Source organism: Acinetobacter sp. C13 (assembly GCF_016809775.1).
Lineage (GTDB): Bacteria > Pseudomonadota > Gammaproteobacteria > Pseudomonadales > Moraxellaceae > Acinetobacter > Acinetobacter pittii.
Genome location: NZ_JAFBJL010000006.1, coordinates 1 through 16208 on the forward strand (window position 1 = coordinate 1; position 16208 = coordinate 16208).

A 16208-nucleotide genomic window follows, 5' to 3' on the forward strand; every position below is an offset into this window, starting at 1 on the left:
AATCTTTCGCTTCACCGCCGTAAGTTTTTGCACAAATTGTTGCAATCGCAGCAGTTAAAGTTGTTTTACCATGGTCAACGTGACCGATTGTGCCCACGTTTACGTGTGGCTTATTACGTTCAAACTTGGCTTTAGCCATGATGATCTTCCTTTATAAACTACTCATGGAGGGTCACCCCATGAGCACTTGGTTTTTAACTAAGAAATTAGTTTGGGCTTATAGTAATCGAAAGATTACTCGTCGTCACCTTTTTTACCGCCAGCTTGGAATTTAGCGATGATGCCTTCAGCCACGTTACGTGGAGTTTCAGCATATTTAGCAAATTCCATAGAGTAAGTCGCACGACCTTGAGACATAGAACGCATTTGAGTCGCGTAACCAAACATCTCAGCAAGAGGAACTTCTGCACGAATTGCTTTTGTTCCACCAGGAAGATCGTCCATACCTTGAACCATACCACGACGACGGTTTAAGTCACCCATGATATCGCCCATGTAGTCTTCTGGAGTTTCTACTTCAACTTTCATGATAGGTTCAAGAAGGATAGGATCCGCTTTCATGAAACCATCACGGAAGGCATAAGAACCTGCCATTTTGAACGATAATTCGTCAGAGTCGACGTCATGGTAAGAACCGTCGAATAATGTCGCTTTAATACCAACAACAGGGTAACCAGCCAATACACCATTCTTCATACGTTCTTGAATACCTTTGTCAACCGCGCCAAAGAATTCTTTAGGTACTACACCACCAACAACTTCTTCAACGAATTGGTATTCTTTACCAGCTTCTTCAACATCAAGCGGTTCAAGACGTACATATACGTGACCAAACTTACCTTTACCACCAGTTTGACGTACGAACTTACCTTCTTGTTCAACAGACTTTTTGATCGTTTCACGGTAAGCAACCATTGGTTTACCAATGTTAGCTTCAACACCGAATTCACGCTTCATACGGTCAACAATGATGTCAAGGTGAAGTTCACCCATACCAGCAATAATTGTCTGACCAGATTCTTCGTCTGTACGAACACGGAACGATGGATCTTCTTTAGCCAAACGACCTAAAGCGATAGACATTTTTTCTTGGTCTGCTTTAGTTTTTGGTTCAACAGCCAATGAAATTACTGGCTCTGGGAATTCCATACGCTCAAGAGTAATGATGTTTTTCTCATCACATAATGTATCACCAGTTGTAACGTCTTTAAGACCTACACACGCTGCGATATCACCTGCACGGATTTCATCAAGATCTTGACGTTCGTTCGCATGCATTTGCACGATACGACCGATACGTTCACGCTTAGCTTTAACTGGGTTATAAACCGGATCACCTTGTTTAAGAACACCAGAGTAAACACGTACGAATGTTAAGTTACCTACGAATTTGTCGTTCATGATTTTGAACGCAAGCGCAGAGAACGGAGCTTCGTCAGATGCTTCACGAGACGCTTTAGTTTCGTCTTTGTCGTCAAGGATACCTTCGATCGCTTTAACTTCTGTAGGTGATGGCAAGAATTCAATTACAGCATCCAACATACGTTGAACACCTTTGTTCTTGAACGCAGAACCACAAAGCATTACTTGAATTTCAGAAGCTAATGTACGAGCACGTAAACCAGCGATGATGTCTTCTTTAGAAAGATCACCTTCTTCTAGGTACTTGTCCATTAATTCTTCAGAAGCTTCAGCCGCAGCTTCAACCATTTTTGTACGCCATTCGTTAGACGTATCAACTAGGTCAGCTGGGATATCAGCATATTCAAACTTCATACCTTGAGATGCTTCATCCCAGATAATCGCTTTCATTTCAATAAGGTCAACAACACCCTGGAATGTATCTTCAGCACCAATTGGCACAACGATAGGAACAGGATTACCACCTAAACGAGTTTTAACTTGCTCAACAGCACGGAAGAAGTTTGCACCAGTACGGTCCATCTTGTTCACGAATGCTAAACGAGGCACTTTATATTTGTTCGCTTGACGCCATACAGTTTCAGACTGAGGTTGTACACCACCTACAGCACAGTAAACCATGCACGCACCGTCAAGAACACGCATAGAACGTTCAACTTCGATTGTGAAGTCTACGTGTCCCGGGGTGTCAATTACGTTGATACGGTGTTGTTCGAATTGGTTACCCATACCAGACCAGAAACAAGTCGTAGCAGCAGAGGTAATTGTAATACCACGCTCTTGCTCTTGTTCCATCCAGTCCATTGTTGCTGCACCGTCGTGTACTTCACCAATTTTGTGAGATACACCTGTGTAGAACAAAATACGTTCAGTTGTAGTTGTTTTACCTGCGTCAATGTGCGCAGAAATACCGATGTTACGGTAACGAGTAATTGGGGTTTGGCGAGCCATGATGTCTACATTCCTAAATGTTATATTTAAAACAGGACGCATCAATTAAATTGATGCGCGCGAATATCCAAACAGGCAACTTAAATACCTGCAAAGCCCCCACTTTGATAGAGAGCAATGTTGAATCGAGCTGCTGTACGCATGAATATTCTCCTGAATAAGGCCTGTTTTATCCGCTTAGAAACGGTAGTGAGAGAAGGCTTTGTTAGCTTCAGCCATACGGTGCACATCTTCACGTTTTTTGATTGCTGCACCTTTACCTTCAGCTGCATCAAGCAACTCACCAGCAAGACGTAAAGCCATCGTTTTTTCAGAACGCTTAGCAGCAGCATCTACTAACCAACGCATAGCTAAGGCAGTACGACGGGATGGGCGCACTTCCATAGGTACTTGATAAGTAGCACCACCAACACGGCGTGCTTTTACTTCAACCATAGGACGAACTTTTTCAAGAGTAGTCTCGAAAAATTCAACTGGGTCTACTTTGTTTTTTTCTTGAACGCGTTCTAAAGCACCGTAAACGATACTTTCTGCAATAGATTTTTTACCATCTTGCATTACGTGGTTCATGAATTTAGCGATTGTTTGGCTGCTAAATTTTGGATCTGGAAGGATCTCACGAGCAGCGACTACGCGACGTCTTGGCATTTTAATACACCTAATAATATGACACTTCAGGATGATCCAGCAGTTTGTACAAGTGTCATGTACACGACGCTGGCCTTACTATACGTCGCTTGAATTACAAATCTATGAAGAATTCAAACAAGCGAAACGCTAAAGGGCTTATTCGACTAGTTTCCTAGAATTACTTCTTAGGACGCTTAGTACCGTATTTAGAACGTGATTGATTACGATCTTTAACACCAGCACAGTCTAATGAACCACGAACGGTATGGTAACGTACACCCGGTAAGTCTTTAACACGACCACCACGGATAAGAACAACACTGTGCTCTTGTAAGTTATGGCCTTCACCACCGATGTAGCTAGATACTTCAAAACCTGAAGTTAAGCGAACACGGCAAACCTTACGCATAGCTGAGTTAGGTTTTTTAGGTGTAGTTGTATAAACACGTGTACAAACACCACGACGTTGTGGACAAGCCTTCAACGCAGGAACTTTGGATTTTTCAACCAAAGTCGTACGACCCTTACGGATCAACTGATTCGTTGTTGCCATATGGCAATTCTCCCGTTATTAAAAAACCTTAAAAAGAAAATACCTCTTTTTAAGGGCACATAATTGTAAGCCAAGATGCAAAAATGGTCAACATGGCAATACTTACCAAATGTTGACCATATCAATGTTTGACAGCACGATTTACAAATTTAAATAGAGGCTATTTTTACTTTTTAAACCTTCACTTTGTAAGCGTATTGTTAAGAGTATTTTTTATCTTCCAATATCTCGTCATCACCCTCTGGTGTTAGAGCAGGCTTTTGCTCAGTATGCTCATGTTCTGTCACATGTTTATCAGCAAGTTTTTCTAAGCCCTTATGAACATTTTCCTGAACTTTCTCTTCACTTTTTTCGCTTTCTGTAGGTTTTAACACAATAGATACTTTCGAGATTACCTCGTGGTTTTCTACTTTATGATGATGAGCAGCATGAATGTTGCCATCTTCACCTACATTTAAAAGTCTTGGGCTTGCTTTTTGAATGAGTGTAACCGCAGCATAATAAGCCTGTAGTGGAGATAAATGCTCACTTGGATGTTCGTTTAAATAATGTCTTGCAGCTCCAAAAATTGCCTGAGCTTTATGTCCTACATCTTCTTGTAATTTCCAGCTATATACTGCACTTAAAACAGCCCCTGCAACTGGAGTAAACTTACCAAAAGCTGAAAGTTTAGGAATACGATTTAACCATTCCCATTTAAACTCCCCTTCTTCATCTGTTAGCCAGCTCTTTAAAGTATCTATATCTGTGGTTGAACCTAATACTTGCTGAAATTGATGAATATCTTGAGTTTCCAACATATTTCGCAATGTTTTTAAAGCCAACAAGAGAGTTTGTTTCTCTGCAATCAGGCTAATGTCAACTTCTTTAAAAATAAACTCAACAACATCTTGGTCTGCTACCTCCAGCAGATCAAAGCCATGTGACCTTCCTGTCTGGTAAATAGTTCTTAAGACCAAAACCAATGATACTGGAATATCTACAGCTGCACCAACAACGCCTGATACACCTGTAATTGCACCTTGTACAGTCGCAATGAGCTTGTTTTGTTCTATAAGCGCCTGACTTAGACGTTGAGAACGACCTGTATCTTTAGTTAATTCAAATAAATCTTTAGCACCCGCTTCTTCTAGGATTTTTTCAGTTAAGGTACTTTTTGAACTAAAGTCATTTAACCAATTAAATAAATGGCCTGAGATTTTTTCATCCCAATCAGGCGAAAGAAATGTAGCAACACCATTTACTTTTTTAAAATGTCGACCAAATACCTGACGTGTGACTTTTGGTAAATGTTCTCTTAGCATTTGTTGAGGACTTTCATATTGCTCAACTTCAAATGGGCTTTTTGTTCTCGATCTACCTTCAACAGTTTTTCCAGTTGGGATTGGTTCAATTACCTTACTGACGTCACCTGATTGGTTCTGTTGCAAGATACTCAATCCTGTAGAACTGAGCTTTTTAGCCACTCCGAAGACCTGAGAAAACAAATTGTCAGATTGATTATTATTAAATTTTGTCATCAAGTACCTCGATTTTTTAATTTATCTAATTAGAGATAAATACTAGGTGGAATGTGGATTTATCTCAACTTGAATGTGTGTATTTTAGTTAACCCTAAATGCAACATACTATGTATTTGGTTATTTTTTTTAAATGTAAAATTGTCATAAAGATTTGCCATAAGAAATAAAAATCCTTTCTGCTATCATGTTAACAACGAAAAACATGAGTCCCGTTTTCTTACAGCTATATTCTCCTATTCATTTTCATAGCTGTTGAACACGATAGACTCTTAAATATCACCATAAAGGGACCTGTAGATGAAACGTGTTGTAATCACTGGTATGGGTATTAACTCATGTATCGGTAACTCTTTAGAAGCAGTTACTCATTCACTTCAAAATGGAATCTCCGGGACACGTTTTAACCCAACTTATGCTGAACTCAATTTTAAAAGTCATGTCAGCGCTGCTGCAGAACAAGACTTTGATAATATCGACCGTAAATTAAAACGCTTCATGGGCGTATGTGCGATGTATGCATACAACGCTGCTGTAGCTGCAGTTGAACATGCAGGACTTACTCCTGAACAACTTGCTGGTAATCCACGTTATGGTATTGCAGGTGGTTCAGGTGGTGGCTCAACTGCTTCTGTTGTTGAAATGACAGAATTATTAGAGACTAAAGGTGCACGTAAAGTGGGTCCATTCTTCGTGCCACGTAATATGTCAAACACCATTACTGCTAACGTAGGTGTTGCATTTAAACTACAAGGTATTTCACATACTATTACAAGTGCTTGCGCAACTTCTGCAGATGCAATTGGTTATGCATACAACTTAATTCAACTTGGCAAGCAAGACCTTATGCTTGCTGGTGGCGGTGAAGAAGATCATTGGTCTCAAAGTTTATTGTTTGATGCAATGGGCGCACTTTGCTCGAAATATAACGACTCTCCAGAAACAGCATCTCGCCCATATTCAGCAGACCGTGACGGCTTCGTTATTGCTGGCGGTGGCGGTTTCGTAGTACTTGAATCACTTGAGCATGCGCAAGCACGTGGTGCGAACATTTTAGCTGAAGTAGTAGGTTATGCTGCGAACAGTGATGGCGCGGACATGGTTGCTCCAAGTGGTGAAGGTGCTACACGTTGTGTATTAATGGCACTTGAAGAAGCTAAGCAACACGGCGTAGAGAAAATTGACTATGTAAATACACATGGTACTTCTACTCCAGCCGGTGACATTACAGAACTTAAAGCAATGGAACGTGCATTTGGTGAAGGTAACGTACCTCCTCTTAGCTCAACCAAATCTATGACAGGTCATAGCTTGGGTGCAGCTGGTGTACAAGAAGCTATTTACTCAGTGCTAATGATGCAAAATGACTTTATTGCACCAAACATCAACGTGACTGAACTTGATGAAGGCGCAAAACCTTTTGATATCGTACTTGAAAAACGTGATGCAAAATTGAATACTGTAATGAGTAACAGTTTTGGCTTTGGCGGTGTTAACGCTTGCCTTATTTTCAAGAAGTGGGATGCATAATCCCACCTAGGATTATCGATGGATGCACCTTCTGATGCTTTTTTGTGGGTAAAAGCATTACATATTATTGCCGTGGTTTGCTGGTTCGCTGCTTTGTTCTACTTACCACGTCTATATGTTTATCATGCTATGAGTGAAGATGCTGCAAGTCATCAACGCTTTGAGGTAATGGAACGCAAGTTGTATCGTGGAATTATGTGGCCTTCAATGATTGCTACATTAATTACCGCCCATTTCCTTGTAGAGTGGGGTGACGCAACTCGACATTACCATCAAGCCACATGGTTTTACCTCAAAGTTGGATTAGTGGCTTTATTAGTGATTTATCATTTGGTATGTGGCTATTATCGTAAAAAGCTCATCGGAAATGCTCACTATAAATCACATAAGTTCTGGCGATTCTTTAATGAAATGCCAACCTTAATTTTATTTGCTGTTGTGATTTTAGTTGTTGTAAAGCCTCAGTTCTAACTGGGGCTTTTGCTTTTCTTCTCTAAGAAGTCTTATATTCACAATAATAAAAACATGAAATTCATTTAAATATTTATAAAAACAGAACTATAAAACTAATGAATAGTCATAGCTCTTTATTTAGCAACACATGATCTATACTATGCTAAACAAATAGATGAACTCATTTAATGGCAAAGCTATGCTAACTTTTAATGCCCTTAAACGCTTAATCCATACACCATTTATTCTTCTTACACTTTTTATTTTCCGTCACTTAAAAAACTATCCGATTAGACATCTGACTGCTCAAGAAAAATTATTGGCACAAATGGTTTTCGGCGACATGCTTGATTGTGAACGGCCTAAAATTATTGCTACGCGCTACCTCCCTTGGCAGAGTTGCGGTATTTTCATGGCCCCAAATGGGAATATTTATGTTAATCCTGCTGATTACAGTGAAAATTACGCTCTAGAGTCTAAGTTTATGCAGGGTATTTTTATCCACGAACTCACACACGTCATGCAATATCAAAAAGGCATTCATGTCCTACTTAAAGGTGCTTTATTACAATCAGCCTATTACCTCAGCTTTAAAAGTTACAATCCTTACAAATATACCTATCACCCTGACAAGGCATTTATTACGTATAATATTGAACAGCAAGGCGAAATTGCGCGCGACATTTGCTCTGGAAAAATCCCGAATATTATCTGTTCACCTCAACTTCATTTGTAACTAAATAATCAATATCGCTGTGAACGTAACATTTTTTGCGTAATGTAAATGAGAATTCTTATAAATCAGAAATACTTATATAAACTATAAAAGTGGGCTTATTCAATTCAAATTATTGAAAAAAATAGAACAGACTTATTCCAAATTAGCTTGTGATAAGGCAGTATACAAACAATAAAAATAATGAAGCCTGTTTCTATTCTATACAGAAAATCTCGTTATTTTTACGCAGAAAATATGGGATTGGTATATATTATTAATCTTGACATTTTTGTTTACTATTTTAATTGTTTACTATCGTATCATACACATCGTTGAAAAATTATATCCATAAAAATCAACACTGTGTGTATCTATATTCGTTATGATCTAGGATTAGGTTTGAATGAAAAGTTTTAAAGTTGCCCTTGCTCAGTTCTCTCCGCATATTGGCAATATTGACTCAAACACCCAAAAGATGATTGAGCAAGTAAATCAGGCGAAAAAACAAGACGCTGACCTGATTATTTTTCCCGAGCTTTCTGTTATTGGTTATCCAGCTGAAGATCTATTGTTACGTCCAAACTTAAATAAACGTATGCAAAAGGCTTTTGCACAACTTGCCGAAGTTAAAGATATTGTTATGGTTTTCGGATTTGTAAACCAGACAGAAGATGGTCAACGTTATAATTCTGCTGCTGTCATGAAAGACGGTCAGGTTTTGGGTGTTTTTAACAAACATAATTTACCAAACTATGGCGTCTTTGATGAAAAACGTTATTTCCAAAAAGGGCATCAGCATTTGGTGTTTGAATATCTTGGACATAAGTTTGGTGTATTAATCTGTGAAGATATCTGGTCAATTAATACGGTTAAACAGTTGAGCCAATTAAATGTTGATACAGTTCTTGTACTCAACTCATCACCATATGAAGTCGGCAAACCACAACACCGTATACAGACCTTAAGTGAACTTGCAAAACAACTTCATCTAAATATTGTTTACGTTAACCAAGTGGGCGGACAAGACGATTTAATTTTTGATGGCACAAGTTTTGTCAGCAATCAAAATGGTGAAATTGCTTTACAAGCTCCAAGCTTTAAAGAAGACATTTATATTGCTGAATTTGACCGTGATACAAAGTTATATAAAGTCACTGAATCTGCTCCTGCATTAGAAACATTTGCAGAGATCTATCAAGGTTTAGTCATGGCAACTCGTGACTATGTAGAGCGCTCAGGCTTCCCAGGTGTGATTCTGGGTCTTTCTGGTGGTATCGACTCTGCCCTTACACTTGCGATTGCTGTTGATGCAATCGGTGCAGAAAAAGTGCAAGCTGTAATGATGCCTTATACTTATACTTCTCAAATTAGTGTAGAAGATGCAGCTGAACAAGCTCGCCGTATGGGTGTGACTTTCGGTATTGCTGAAATTCACTCAATCGTAAATAGCTTCATGCAAACCCTGTATCCTTTCTTTGGTAATTCACCAGCTGATGCAACTGAAGAAAATTTACAAGCGCGTGCTCGTGGCACATTGCTTATGGGCTTATCAAACAAGTTTGGTAATTTAGTCCTTGCTACAGGGAATAAATCTGAACTTTCAGTTGGCTACTGTACTCTTTATGGTGATATGGTTGGTGGCTTTGCGGTTCTAAAAGATGTTTATAAAACAATCGTGTTTGAATTAGCAAAATACCGTAATAGCTTAAGCGAAACCCCTGTGATTCCTGAGCGTGTGATTACCCGCCCACCTTCTGCAGAACTTCGCCCAGATCAAAAAGACCAAGACTCTTTACCAGCATATGATGTATTGGATGCCATCCTTTACGCATACATTGAAGAAGATTTAGGTCAGGCCGATATTATTGCCAAAGGTTTTGATAAAGAAGTTGTTGAAAAAGTCATCCGTTTAGTTGATCGTAATGAATACAAACGTCGTCAAGGTGCGATTGGCCCGAGAATTACCTCTCGTGCATTTAGTCGCGAACGACGTTATCCGATTGTCAACGGTTGGACAGCGAATGACTGAGCAGAAAAACTCATCAAAAACTACAGCACTTGCTCAAGCACTTTTGCTTGAGCAGGTGGAATTTTTCAAAAAACAATTATCTATAGAAAACTCACCTATTTATTTCCAGCAGTTCATTCAGTTATTTATGCAACATGCTGACGAAATCAAGCTACATGAGGTTGTTGATTTAGAACAACTACAAGCCGTTGTGAAACGCTATGCTTTTGAAATGCAGCTAGGTGCCGGTTTACTTGAGTTTATTGGGGAAATCGCGCAGCGTATTTATTTATCTGCTATGAAGTCTCCAATTCAGTTACAAGACTTGGTCTCTGACCACCAATTTGAAATGTGGCTTTCTAAATTTTTAGAAATGGAGCATATTCCTCATTATCTCAATCAGTTTTTAAGAACTAGCCCTTCTGTACAACAGCTTTGCCAATATATTGCAACCTCAACTCTAGAACAAAAATTACCAAAACTTCTAACTGCATCTAGAATAGATGACTACCATTTTGAATGGCAACATAAGCTCAAAAAATTCTCTTTTTTACAACAACAACGCCTCGAGCATAAACTTGAAACTTGGATTGCTAATTTTATTCATGAGCAACTTACAGAATTAAGTCTTTTATCGAGTGAAGATTTAGAAAGTCTAGTACGTCATGTTTGGGAAGATATTAGACATAAAAAAATGTATGAATTTATGAAACAGCTCACTCCTCTCGATGTTGAAGAGTTTTTTGTTTTAATTTACGAATACTGGAAAGAATTACGCCAGTCACAATTTATGCAAGATCTGATTTTGTATGGTGTCGAAGTTTTTTATGACTTTTATAAAGATCAGAGTTTATTTGAAGTATTAAGTGAGATTGGGTTAACCGAAAGCGACTTACAAACCGAAGCTTTACGTTTTTATCCGAAGGTTATGGATGCCTTTAATGAACACGGTATTTTAGAACCATTACTTCAAGCGCTTTTAGCTCCTTTTTATCAAAGCTCAAAAACACTCGATATGATTGAAAAACATTTTAATGAGTAAAAAATAGATAAAAAGAAACCACGCAGGAGCGTGGTTTTTAAAATGGTGGCTATGACGAGACTTGAACTTGTGACCCCCGCATTATGAGTGCGGTGCTCTAACCAACTGAGCTACATAGCCGTAAACTGTGTGCGCATTATCTATAGTTCTGTATAGCAGGTCAATAGGTAAAAACCCTTAATGCCCATCAATTGAACAAATAAGATTCAGATCATCATTATTTGTTCTTTTTTTAGCATTTTTTGCTTTAAACAATTGATCGTCCACAGAAATATATTAAAGATCTAATACTAGTTTTTTACCTTTAGCTCTCGACACACAAATCATCATGTTCTTCTGTGAAGCCTTTTCTGCATCACTTAAGTATTGATCGAAATGCTCTGCTTCACCTTCTAAAATAGCAGTTTCACATGTACCGCATACGCCTTCGCGACATAAGCATTCCACATCAATATTTAATGTTTCAATAGCTTGTAAAATTGTCTGATTACTTTGTACTTCAATTTTTTGATTAGATTTGGCAAGTACCACTGTAAATGCTTCACCATCTTCAGGAACTGTTGAAGCAAATTGTTCCCAGTGAATGTACTCATCGCGGTAACGGTGCTTATTACAACAATCATCACAGCATCAATCATGGGTTTGGGACCACATACATAGACATGTGTGCCTTTAGGTTGTGATGAAATCAATTCATCCAGCTTTAATGAGCAACCTTCTGAGTCAACATAGCTAAACACATGTTCTGCATGTTTTTGCTTTAACTCATCTAACAAAGCTATAACTATAAAGCCCGTCTTTACAAACTGCGTTTAATCAAAAAATGAACATAAAAAAAGACCACGCAGGAGCGTGGTCTATAAAATGGTGGCTATGACGAGACTTGAACTTGTGACCCCCGCATTATGAGTGCGGTGCTCTAACCAACTGAGCTACATAGCCGAAAACTGTGCGCGCATTATCTTAGTTTCTTTAATGCACGTCAAGAATTTTTTTTAATAAATTAGGTGAAGTGAGCCTATAAGCCGGGTTCTGTCGAGGATGGTCATTCCTCTAGGCGTACAATCACTCATACGCTCAAGCGACCTACCCGAATCCAGTACGGGCCGTACCTCAGGATTCCTATTTGGTCTTGCTTCTGGTGGGGTTTACCATGCCGTGAACTGTTACCAGACACGCGGTGCGCTCTTACCACACCCTTTCACCCTTACCTCACGAATGAGGCGGTCTACTCTCTGCTGCACTTTCCGTCGGCTTTCACCGCCCAGGCGTTACCTGGCACCCTGCCCTATGAAGCCCGGACTTTCCTCCCCTGCTTCAGTCACGAAGACCTCCACAGCAGCGACCATCCAGCTCACTTCAGGGGCGCATATTAACAAATTTATTTACTAATTGCTTGTGCTTTTTTGAGCAATTAATTTTTTATATTTGTCGAATAGCTCATCTTCCGTTTCCACATGCTGCAGATCTTTAGGAATACAGTCCACTGGACAAAATAACTGACATTGCGGCTGGTCATGATGACCAACGCATTCAGTGCATAAATCTGGATGAATTTCATAAATCACTTCACCCATGAAAATAGCTTCATTTGGGCAAACTGGTTCACAAACATCACAGTTTATGCATTCATCGGTGATATATAACGACACTTTACCAACCTTGTTGATGTTTACGTTCAAAGGCCTCAACCACAGCTTGCGGAACAAACTTGGTTACATCCCCTTTTAAACGAGCAATTTCCCGAATTAATGTCGAAGAAATAAATGAATACTGCTCAGATGGTGTTAAAAATACTGCTTCAAAATGTGGGTCAAGTTGACGGTTCATATTGGCAAGTTGAAATTCATATTCAAAATCAGAAACTGCTCTTAAACCACGAAGTACTGCTGTTGCCTTTTGCTCTTTGAAAAAATTAACCAGTAGACCATCAAAGCCTACAAATTCAACATTTGATAAATGGCTGAGTGATGTTTGGGCCAGTTCAACTCTCTCTTCTAGACTGAACAAAGGGTTTTTATGATGTCCAATTGCAATTGCTACTACAACCTCATCAAACATTCTTGATGCTCTAGTAACTAAATCAACGTGTCCATTCGTGATGGGGTCAAATGTTCCAGGATAAATTACACGCGTTTTAGACATCCGCTAGTACTCTAATTGTATTGTGAACCTATTTTAGCAAAAGTTATACATCAGGCGAAATATTGACGTGCAGGAAAAACTTCACCTTAGCATCAGTTTACGGCACAATAGGGGCAATTGTGGAAGTTTGAATTATGGCGAAAGCAACAGTAGTGAAAAAACATAATGGTGGAACCATCGCACAAAACAAACGTGCCCGCCATGATTATTTTATCGAAGAAAAATTTGAAGCTGGTATGTCTTTACTCGGCTGGGAAGTAAAGTCTTTACGTGCTGGTCGCATGAGTTTGACAGAAAGTTATGTCATTTTTAAGAATGGTGAAGCGTTTTTATTTGGTGCACAAATTCAACCGCTCCTTTCAGCATCTACTCATGTAGTACCTGAAGCTACACGTACACGTAAATTATTATTATCACGCCGAGAACTAGAAAAGCTAACAGGTTCAGTTAACCAAAAAGGTTACTCATGTGTTCCTTTGGCATGTTACTGGAAAGGTCACTTGGTTAAACTTGAAATCGCGCTTGTGAAAGGTAAACAGCTTCACGACAAACGTGCGACTGAAAAAGATCGCGATTGGCAGCGTGATAAAGCTCGTATATTTCATAAGTAATTAAATAAAAAGCCTCTTTTTAGAGGCTTTTTTATATCGCGGAATTTATTAATTTAATCTATATAAGAGTCCAGCAATATATTCGCCAAACCATTTAGCTGTATCTAAATCACCTTGTGGAGGAGTAATTTCAACAGGTGCATTATCTGACTGCGTCATTAAACCTAAACAACTCGATAATCGATTTAAATCTTTTTCACTATGCCCAGTCGTCATTAAAGGTAAACCTGACCAAAGCATGCCATGTTGCATCGCAAAAATATTTAATTGTTGTAATACCGCTAATTTATCGCCGCTTAGACCACCTGAGTTTGCAAAGCCAGCTGCAAGTTTGCCTTGCCACAAACGCTCTTTCCAACGTTTAGAAGTACTGTCCATAAACTTTTTAAAGTCGGCCGTCATACTTCCCATATAGGTAGGTGAACCAAAAATAATACCGTGCGATGCATCAAGTGCATCCCAATCAATATGTTCAATATTCATTAAATGTACTTTTACACCCATCACCTCTGCCCCAGCAGCAATAGCGGAAGCTACCTTCGCGGTATGACCATATGGACTGTGGTAGACAATAGAGAGATGTTTTTCAGGCAAAGACATAAGATTAAAATTTTGAGCGATTTTTTCTATTTTATCATTTTATTAACGCTTGCTAAACCTTCATCTATAAATATGAAATATAAGGTTTTCACTACCGCGAACTATAGAAATATTTTCAAATTAAATAAAAAACTCTCCTATTTTTAATAAATATAAAATAAGAGAGTCATTTAAGGAAGTTATCAAAACTTACATAAAAACAAACGTAGCCATACGTCCTGTCTTCGCATCACGACGATAAGAAAAATACTCATCACCCTGTTGATAAGAACATTGATCTCCACCTAAGACTTGCTGTACACCTAGGCTTTGCAAAATAAAGCGAGCAATGGCATATAAGTCTGCATGAAATTTATTTGGAGCCACGCCCTCAACAAAAGCTGTTTCCAACTCTGGATATTTATCACAAAAAGCAGTTTTTACTTCGGCCCCAATTTCAAAACAAGGTTGACTGATTGCAGCTCCTAACCATGCCCAAGTTGGAGGATTCTGCATAGCGGCCATTGTATTTTCAATAATGCCACCAGCCAAACCACGCCAACCGGCATGCAAATTAGCAACTTCACTGCCTTCAGCATTTCCCAACACGACAGGTAAGCAATCAGCCGTCATCATCATTAAAGCATGGCCTTTTGTTTGGGTGACCAAACCATCGCCAATTAAAGCTTTAAAAGGAATTTGTTCATTTACAGTATGGCAAATCGTACTATGCGTTTGAGTCATCCATGTCATTTTTTTAACACCAAATTTCGCAAACTCATCTAACAATATCATTCGATGCTGTTGAACACGTTGTGCCTCATCTTTGACATGTAAAGCCAAATTAAAGCCAGATAATTCAAGTTGATCCGTTGGTAATGCCAAAGGATGTTGAACACGTGTCTGCCCTACAAATACGCCTTGAGGTAAACCTTGAACAAATTCCATATGCACGTCCTTAATATGCAGCGTTTTCTGAACGCAACACATTCACTAAATGTGTAAAATCTTCAGGCCACGGCGCTTCAAACAGCATTTCTTCACCAGTACGAGGGTGTTTCAAGCCCAATTTCGCTGCGTGCAATGCCTGACGTTTAAAACCACGTAAAGTTTCAATGAGCAACTCAGATGCACCAGCTGGCACACGTACACGGTTCATATAAACCTGATCGCCAATCAAGCCATAACCAATGTAACTAAAATGTACACGGATCTGATGTGTTCGTCCTGTTTCAAGACGAGCTTGTACACGAGTAAAATCTTTAAAGCGTTCTTTTACATTGTAGTGAGTTACCGCATCTCGCCCACCCGGTAAAATTGCCATTTTCACACGGTCAACTGGGTGGCGTTTAATTGGTTCATCAATCGTACCACCAGCAATAATATTTCCATAAACAACCAAATCATATACACGGTAAACCGTCTTATTTGCCAACTGTTTACTTAAAGAAAATTGAGCTTCTAGGCTTTTAGCGACAACCAGTAAACCGCTGGTATCTTTATCAATACGGTGTACTAAACCAGCGCGCGAAAGTTCTGCCAATTTTGGGAAATGGTAAAGCAAAGCATTCACTAAAGTTCCAGAACTATTGCCTGCTCCTGGATGTACTACCATGCCTACTGGCTTATTAATGACTAAAATATCATCATCTTCATAGACAATATTAAGTGGAATATTTTCAGGTTGACTCGTCGTCTGAGCTTCGAGCTCTACTTCGAGCGTAAGCAGCTCAGTTCCTTCACAACGGTGTTTAGGCTTGACAATGTTACCATTCACCAACAGATGGCCATCCTTCAACCATTGCTTGAGCTTTTCACGTGAAAACTCGCTCCACACCAAGGCTGCTACTTGGTCGATACGTTGTCCCAGATAGGTTTCATCTAGCTGAACTTGCAACGATAAACGTGTTGCAGTTGTATCAGAAGTATGGTTATCTGCATCCTCAGAATCTTCAAGTAAATTGAAGTCGGTTTCAGAGAAGTTTGTGTTTGAAGATTGTGCTGAAGTCATTTGATCATTGAGATAAAAGTGGTTTAATAGCGCAA

The 16208-nt window shown here is 39.1% G+C and carries 16 protein-coding genes, 2 tRNA genes, 1 other RNA gene and 1 pseudogene; 6 read left to right on the forward strand and 14 right to left on the reverse strand.

All coding sequences use genetic code 11. The features are described from left to right. From JGE69_RS15280 to JGE69_RS15300, 5 genes are all read right to left on the reverse strand, one after another. On the reverse strand, window positions 1–139 hold a 139-nt coding region (locus JGE69_RS15280), incomplete at its 3' end, for a GTP-binding protein (RefSeq protein ID WP_227545342.1). Window positions 140–234: 95 nt separating this feature from the next. Beyond that, window positions 235–2373 (reverse strand): elongation factor G, encoded by a 2139-nt coding sequence (fusA, locus tag JGE69_RS15285; RefSeq protein WP_002120436.1) that lies wholly within the window; start codon window positions 2371–2373, stop codon window positions 235–237. Window positions 2374–2550: 177 nt separating this feature from the next. Continuing rightward, window positions 2551–3021: a 30S ribosomal protein S7 gene (gene rpsG, locus JGE69_RS15290; RefSeq protein ID WP_001138055.1), complete on the reverse strand. Its 471-nt coding sequence runs from the start codon at window positions 3019–3021 to the stop codon at window positions 2551–2553. A gap of 160 nt (window positions 3022–3181) precedes the next feature. Further along, window positions 3182–3556, reverse strand: a complete 375-nt coding sequence (rpsL, locus tag JGE69_RS15295; RefSeq protein ID WP_002050319.1) for a 30S ribosomal protein S12 — start codon at window positions 3554–3556, stop codon at window positions 3182–3184. A 200-nt stretch (window positions 3557–3756) separates the two neighbouring features. Beyond that, a complete protein-coding gene (locus tag JGE69_RS15300) occupies window positions 3757–5076 on the reverse strand; it encodes an EcsC family protein (RefSeq protein WP_199114072.1) in 1320 nt (439 codons plus the stop codon). 300 nt (window positions 5077–5376) lie between these two features. On the opposite strand from JGE69_RS15300, the gene JGE69_RS15305 reads away from it, so the two are divergent. The 5 genes from JGE69_RS15305 to JGE69_RS15325 all read left to right on the forward strand — a co-directional run bounded on the left by JGE69_RS15305 (window position 5377) and on the right by JGE69_RS15325 (window position 10827). Continuing rightward, entirely contained in the window at window positions 5377–6606 is a 1230-nt protein-coding gene (locus tag JGE69_RS15305) for a beta-ketoacyl synthase N-terminal-like domain-containing protein (RefSeq protein ID WP_002120440.1), read from the forward strand. A gap of 18 nt (window positions 6607–6624) precedes the next feature. Further along, the gene (gene hemJ / locus JGE69_RS15310) at window positions 6625–7077 is read left to right on the forward strand and encodes a protoporphyrinogen oxidase HemJ (RefSeq protein ID WP_002120291.1); all 453 of its coding nucleotides are present in this window, start codon (window positions 6625–6627) and stop codon (window positions 7075–7077) included. A gap of 157 nt (window positions 7078–7234) precedes the next feature. Further along, a complete protein-coding gene (locus JGE69_RS15315; RefSeq protein WP_199114074.1) occupies window positions 7235–7795 on the forward strand; it encodes a hypothetical protein in 561 nt (186 codons plus the stop codon). 385 nt (window positions 7796–8180) lie between these two features. Continuing rightward, window positions 8181–9806, forward strand: a complete 1626-nt coding sequence (locus tag JGE69_RS15320) for an NAD+ synthase (protein ID WP_005803179.1) — start codon at window positions 8181–8183, stop codon at window positions 9804–9806. Next, window positions 9799–10827, forward strand: coding sequence for a hypothetical protein (locus JGE69_RS15325; RefSeq protein WP_199114076.1), 1029 nt, complete (start codon window positions 9799–9801; stop codon window positions 10825–10827). Before JGE69_RS15320 ends, JGE69_RS15325 begins: the two co-directional genes overlap by 8 nt. 43 nt (window positions 10828–10870) lie before the next feature. On the opposite strand, the gene JGE69_RS15330 is transcribed toward JGE69_RS15325, so the two are convergent. From JGE69_RS15330 to coaD, 6 genes and pseudogenes are all read right to left on the reverse strand, one after another. Continuing rightward, window positions 10871–10947: transfer RNA gene (locus JGE69_RS15330), tRNA-Met, on the reverse strand. A gap of 156 nt (window positions 10948–11103) precedes the next feature. Continuing rightward, window positions 11104–11606: pseudogene (cntB, locus tag JGE69_RS18090) on the reverse strand (carnitine monooxygenase, reductase subunit CntB); the annotation flags it as partial. Between the two features lie 86 nt (window positions 11607–11692). Beyond that, window positions 11693–11769 (reverse strand) — tRNA-Met (locus tag JGE69_RS15340). A gap of 63 nt (window positions 11770–11832) precedes the next feature. Then, window positions 11833–12188, reverse strand: an RNA gene (gene rnpB / locus JGE69_RS15345) — RNase P RNA component class A. 27 nt (window positions 12189–12215) lie between these two features. Next, on the reverse strand, window positions 12216–12479 hold the full coding sequence (locus JGE69_RS15350; RefSeq protein ID WP_199114077.1) for a YfhL family 4Fe-4S dicluster ferredoxin: 264 nt from the start codon (window positions 12477–12479) through the stop codon (window positions 12216–12218). A gap of 1 nt (window position 12480) precedes the next feature. Further along, window positions 12481–12972, reverse strand: a complete 492-nt coding sequence (coaD, locus tag JGE69_RS15355) for a pantetheine-phosphate adenylyltransferase (RefSeq protein ID WP_005070938.1) — start codon at window positions 12970–12972, stop codon at window positions 12481–12483. Between the two features lie 134 nt (window positions 12973–13106). On the opposite strand from coaD, the gene smpB reads away from it, so the two are divergent. Then, entirely contained in the window at window positions 13107–13583 is a 477-nt protein-coding gene (smpB, locus tag JGE69_RS15360) for an SsrA-binding protein SmpB (protein ID WP_002120348.1), read from the forward strand. Between the two features lie 48 nt (window positions 13584–13631). Here the strand turns inward: smpB and JGE69_RS15365 are convergent, their stop codons facing one another. The 3 genes from JGE69_RS15365 to rluD all read right to left on the reverse strand — a co-directional run bounded on the left by JGE69_RS15365 (window position 13632) and on the right by rluD (window position 16173). Beyond that, window positions 13632–14183 carry a flavodoxin family protein gene (locus tag JGE69_RS15365; RefSeq protein WP_005075275.1) on the reverse strand — a complete coding sequence of 184 codons (552 nt, stop codon included), beginning with the start codon at window positions 14181–14183 and terminating at the stop codon, window positions 13632–13634. 189 nt (window positions 14184–14372) lie between these two features. Continuing rightward, entirely contained in the window at window positions 14373–15110 is a 738-nt protein-coding gene (gene pgeF / locus JGE69_RS15370; RefSeq protein WP_199114078.1) for a peptidoglycan editing factor PgeF, read from the reverse strand. Between the two features lie 10 nt (window positions 15111–15120). Continuing rightward, entirely contained in the window at window positions 15121–16173 is a 1053-nt protein-coding gene (gene rluD / locus JGE69_RS15375) for a 23S rRNA pseudouridine(1911/1915/1917) synthase RluD (protein WP_005075271.1), read from the reverse strand. Window positions 16174–16208: the final 35 nt, after the last annotated feature.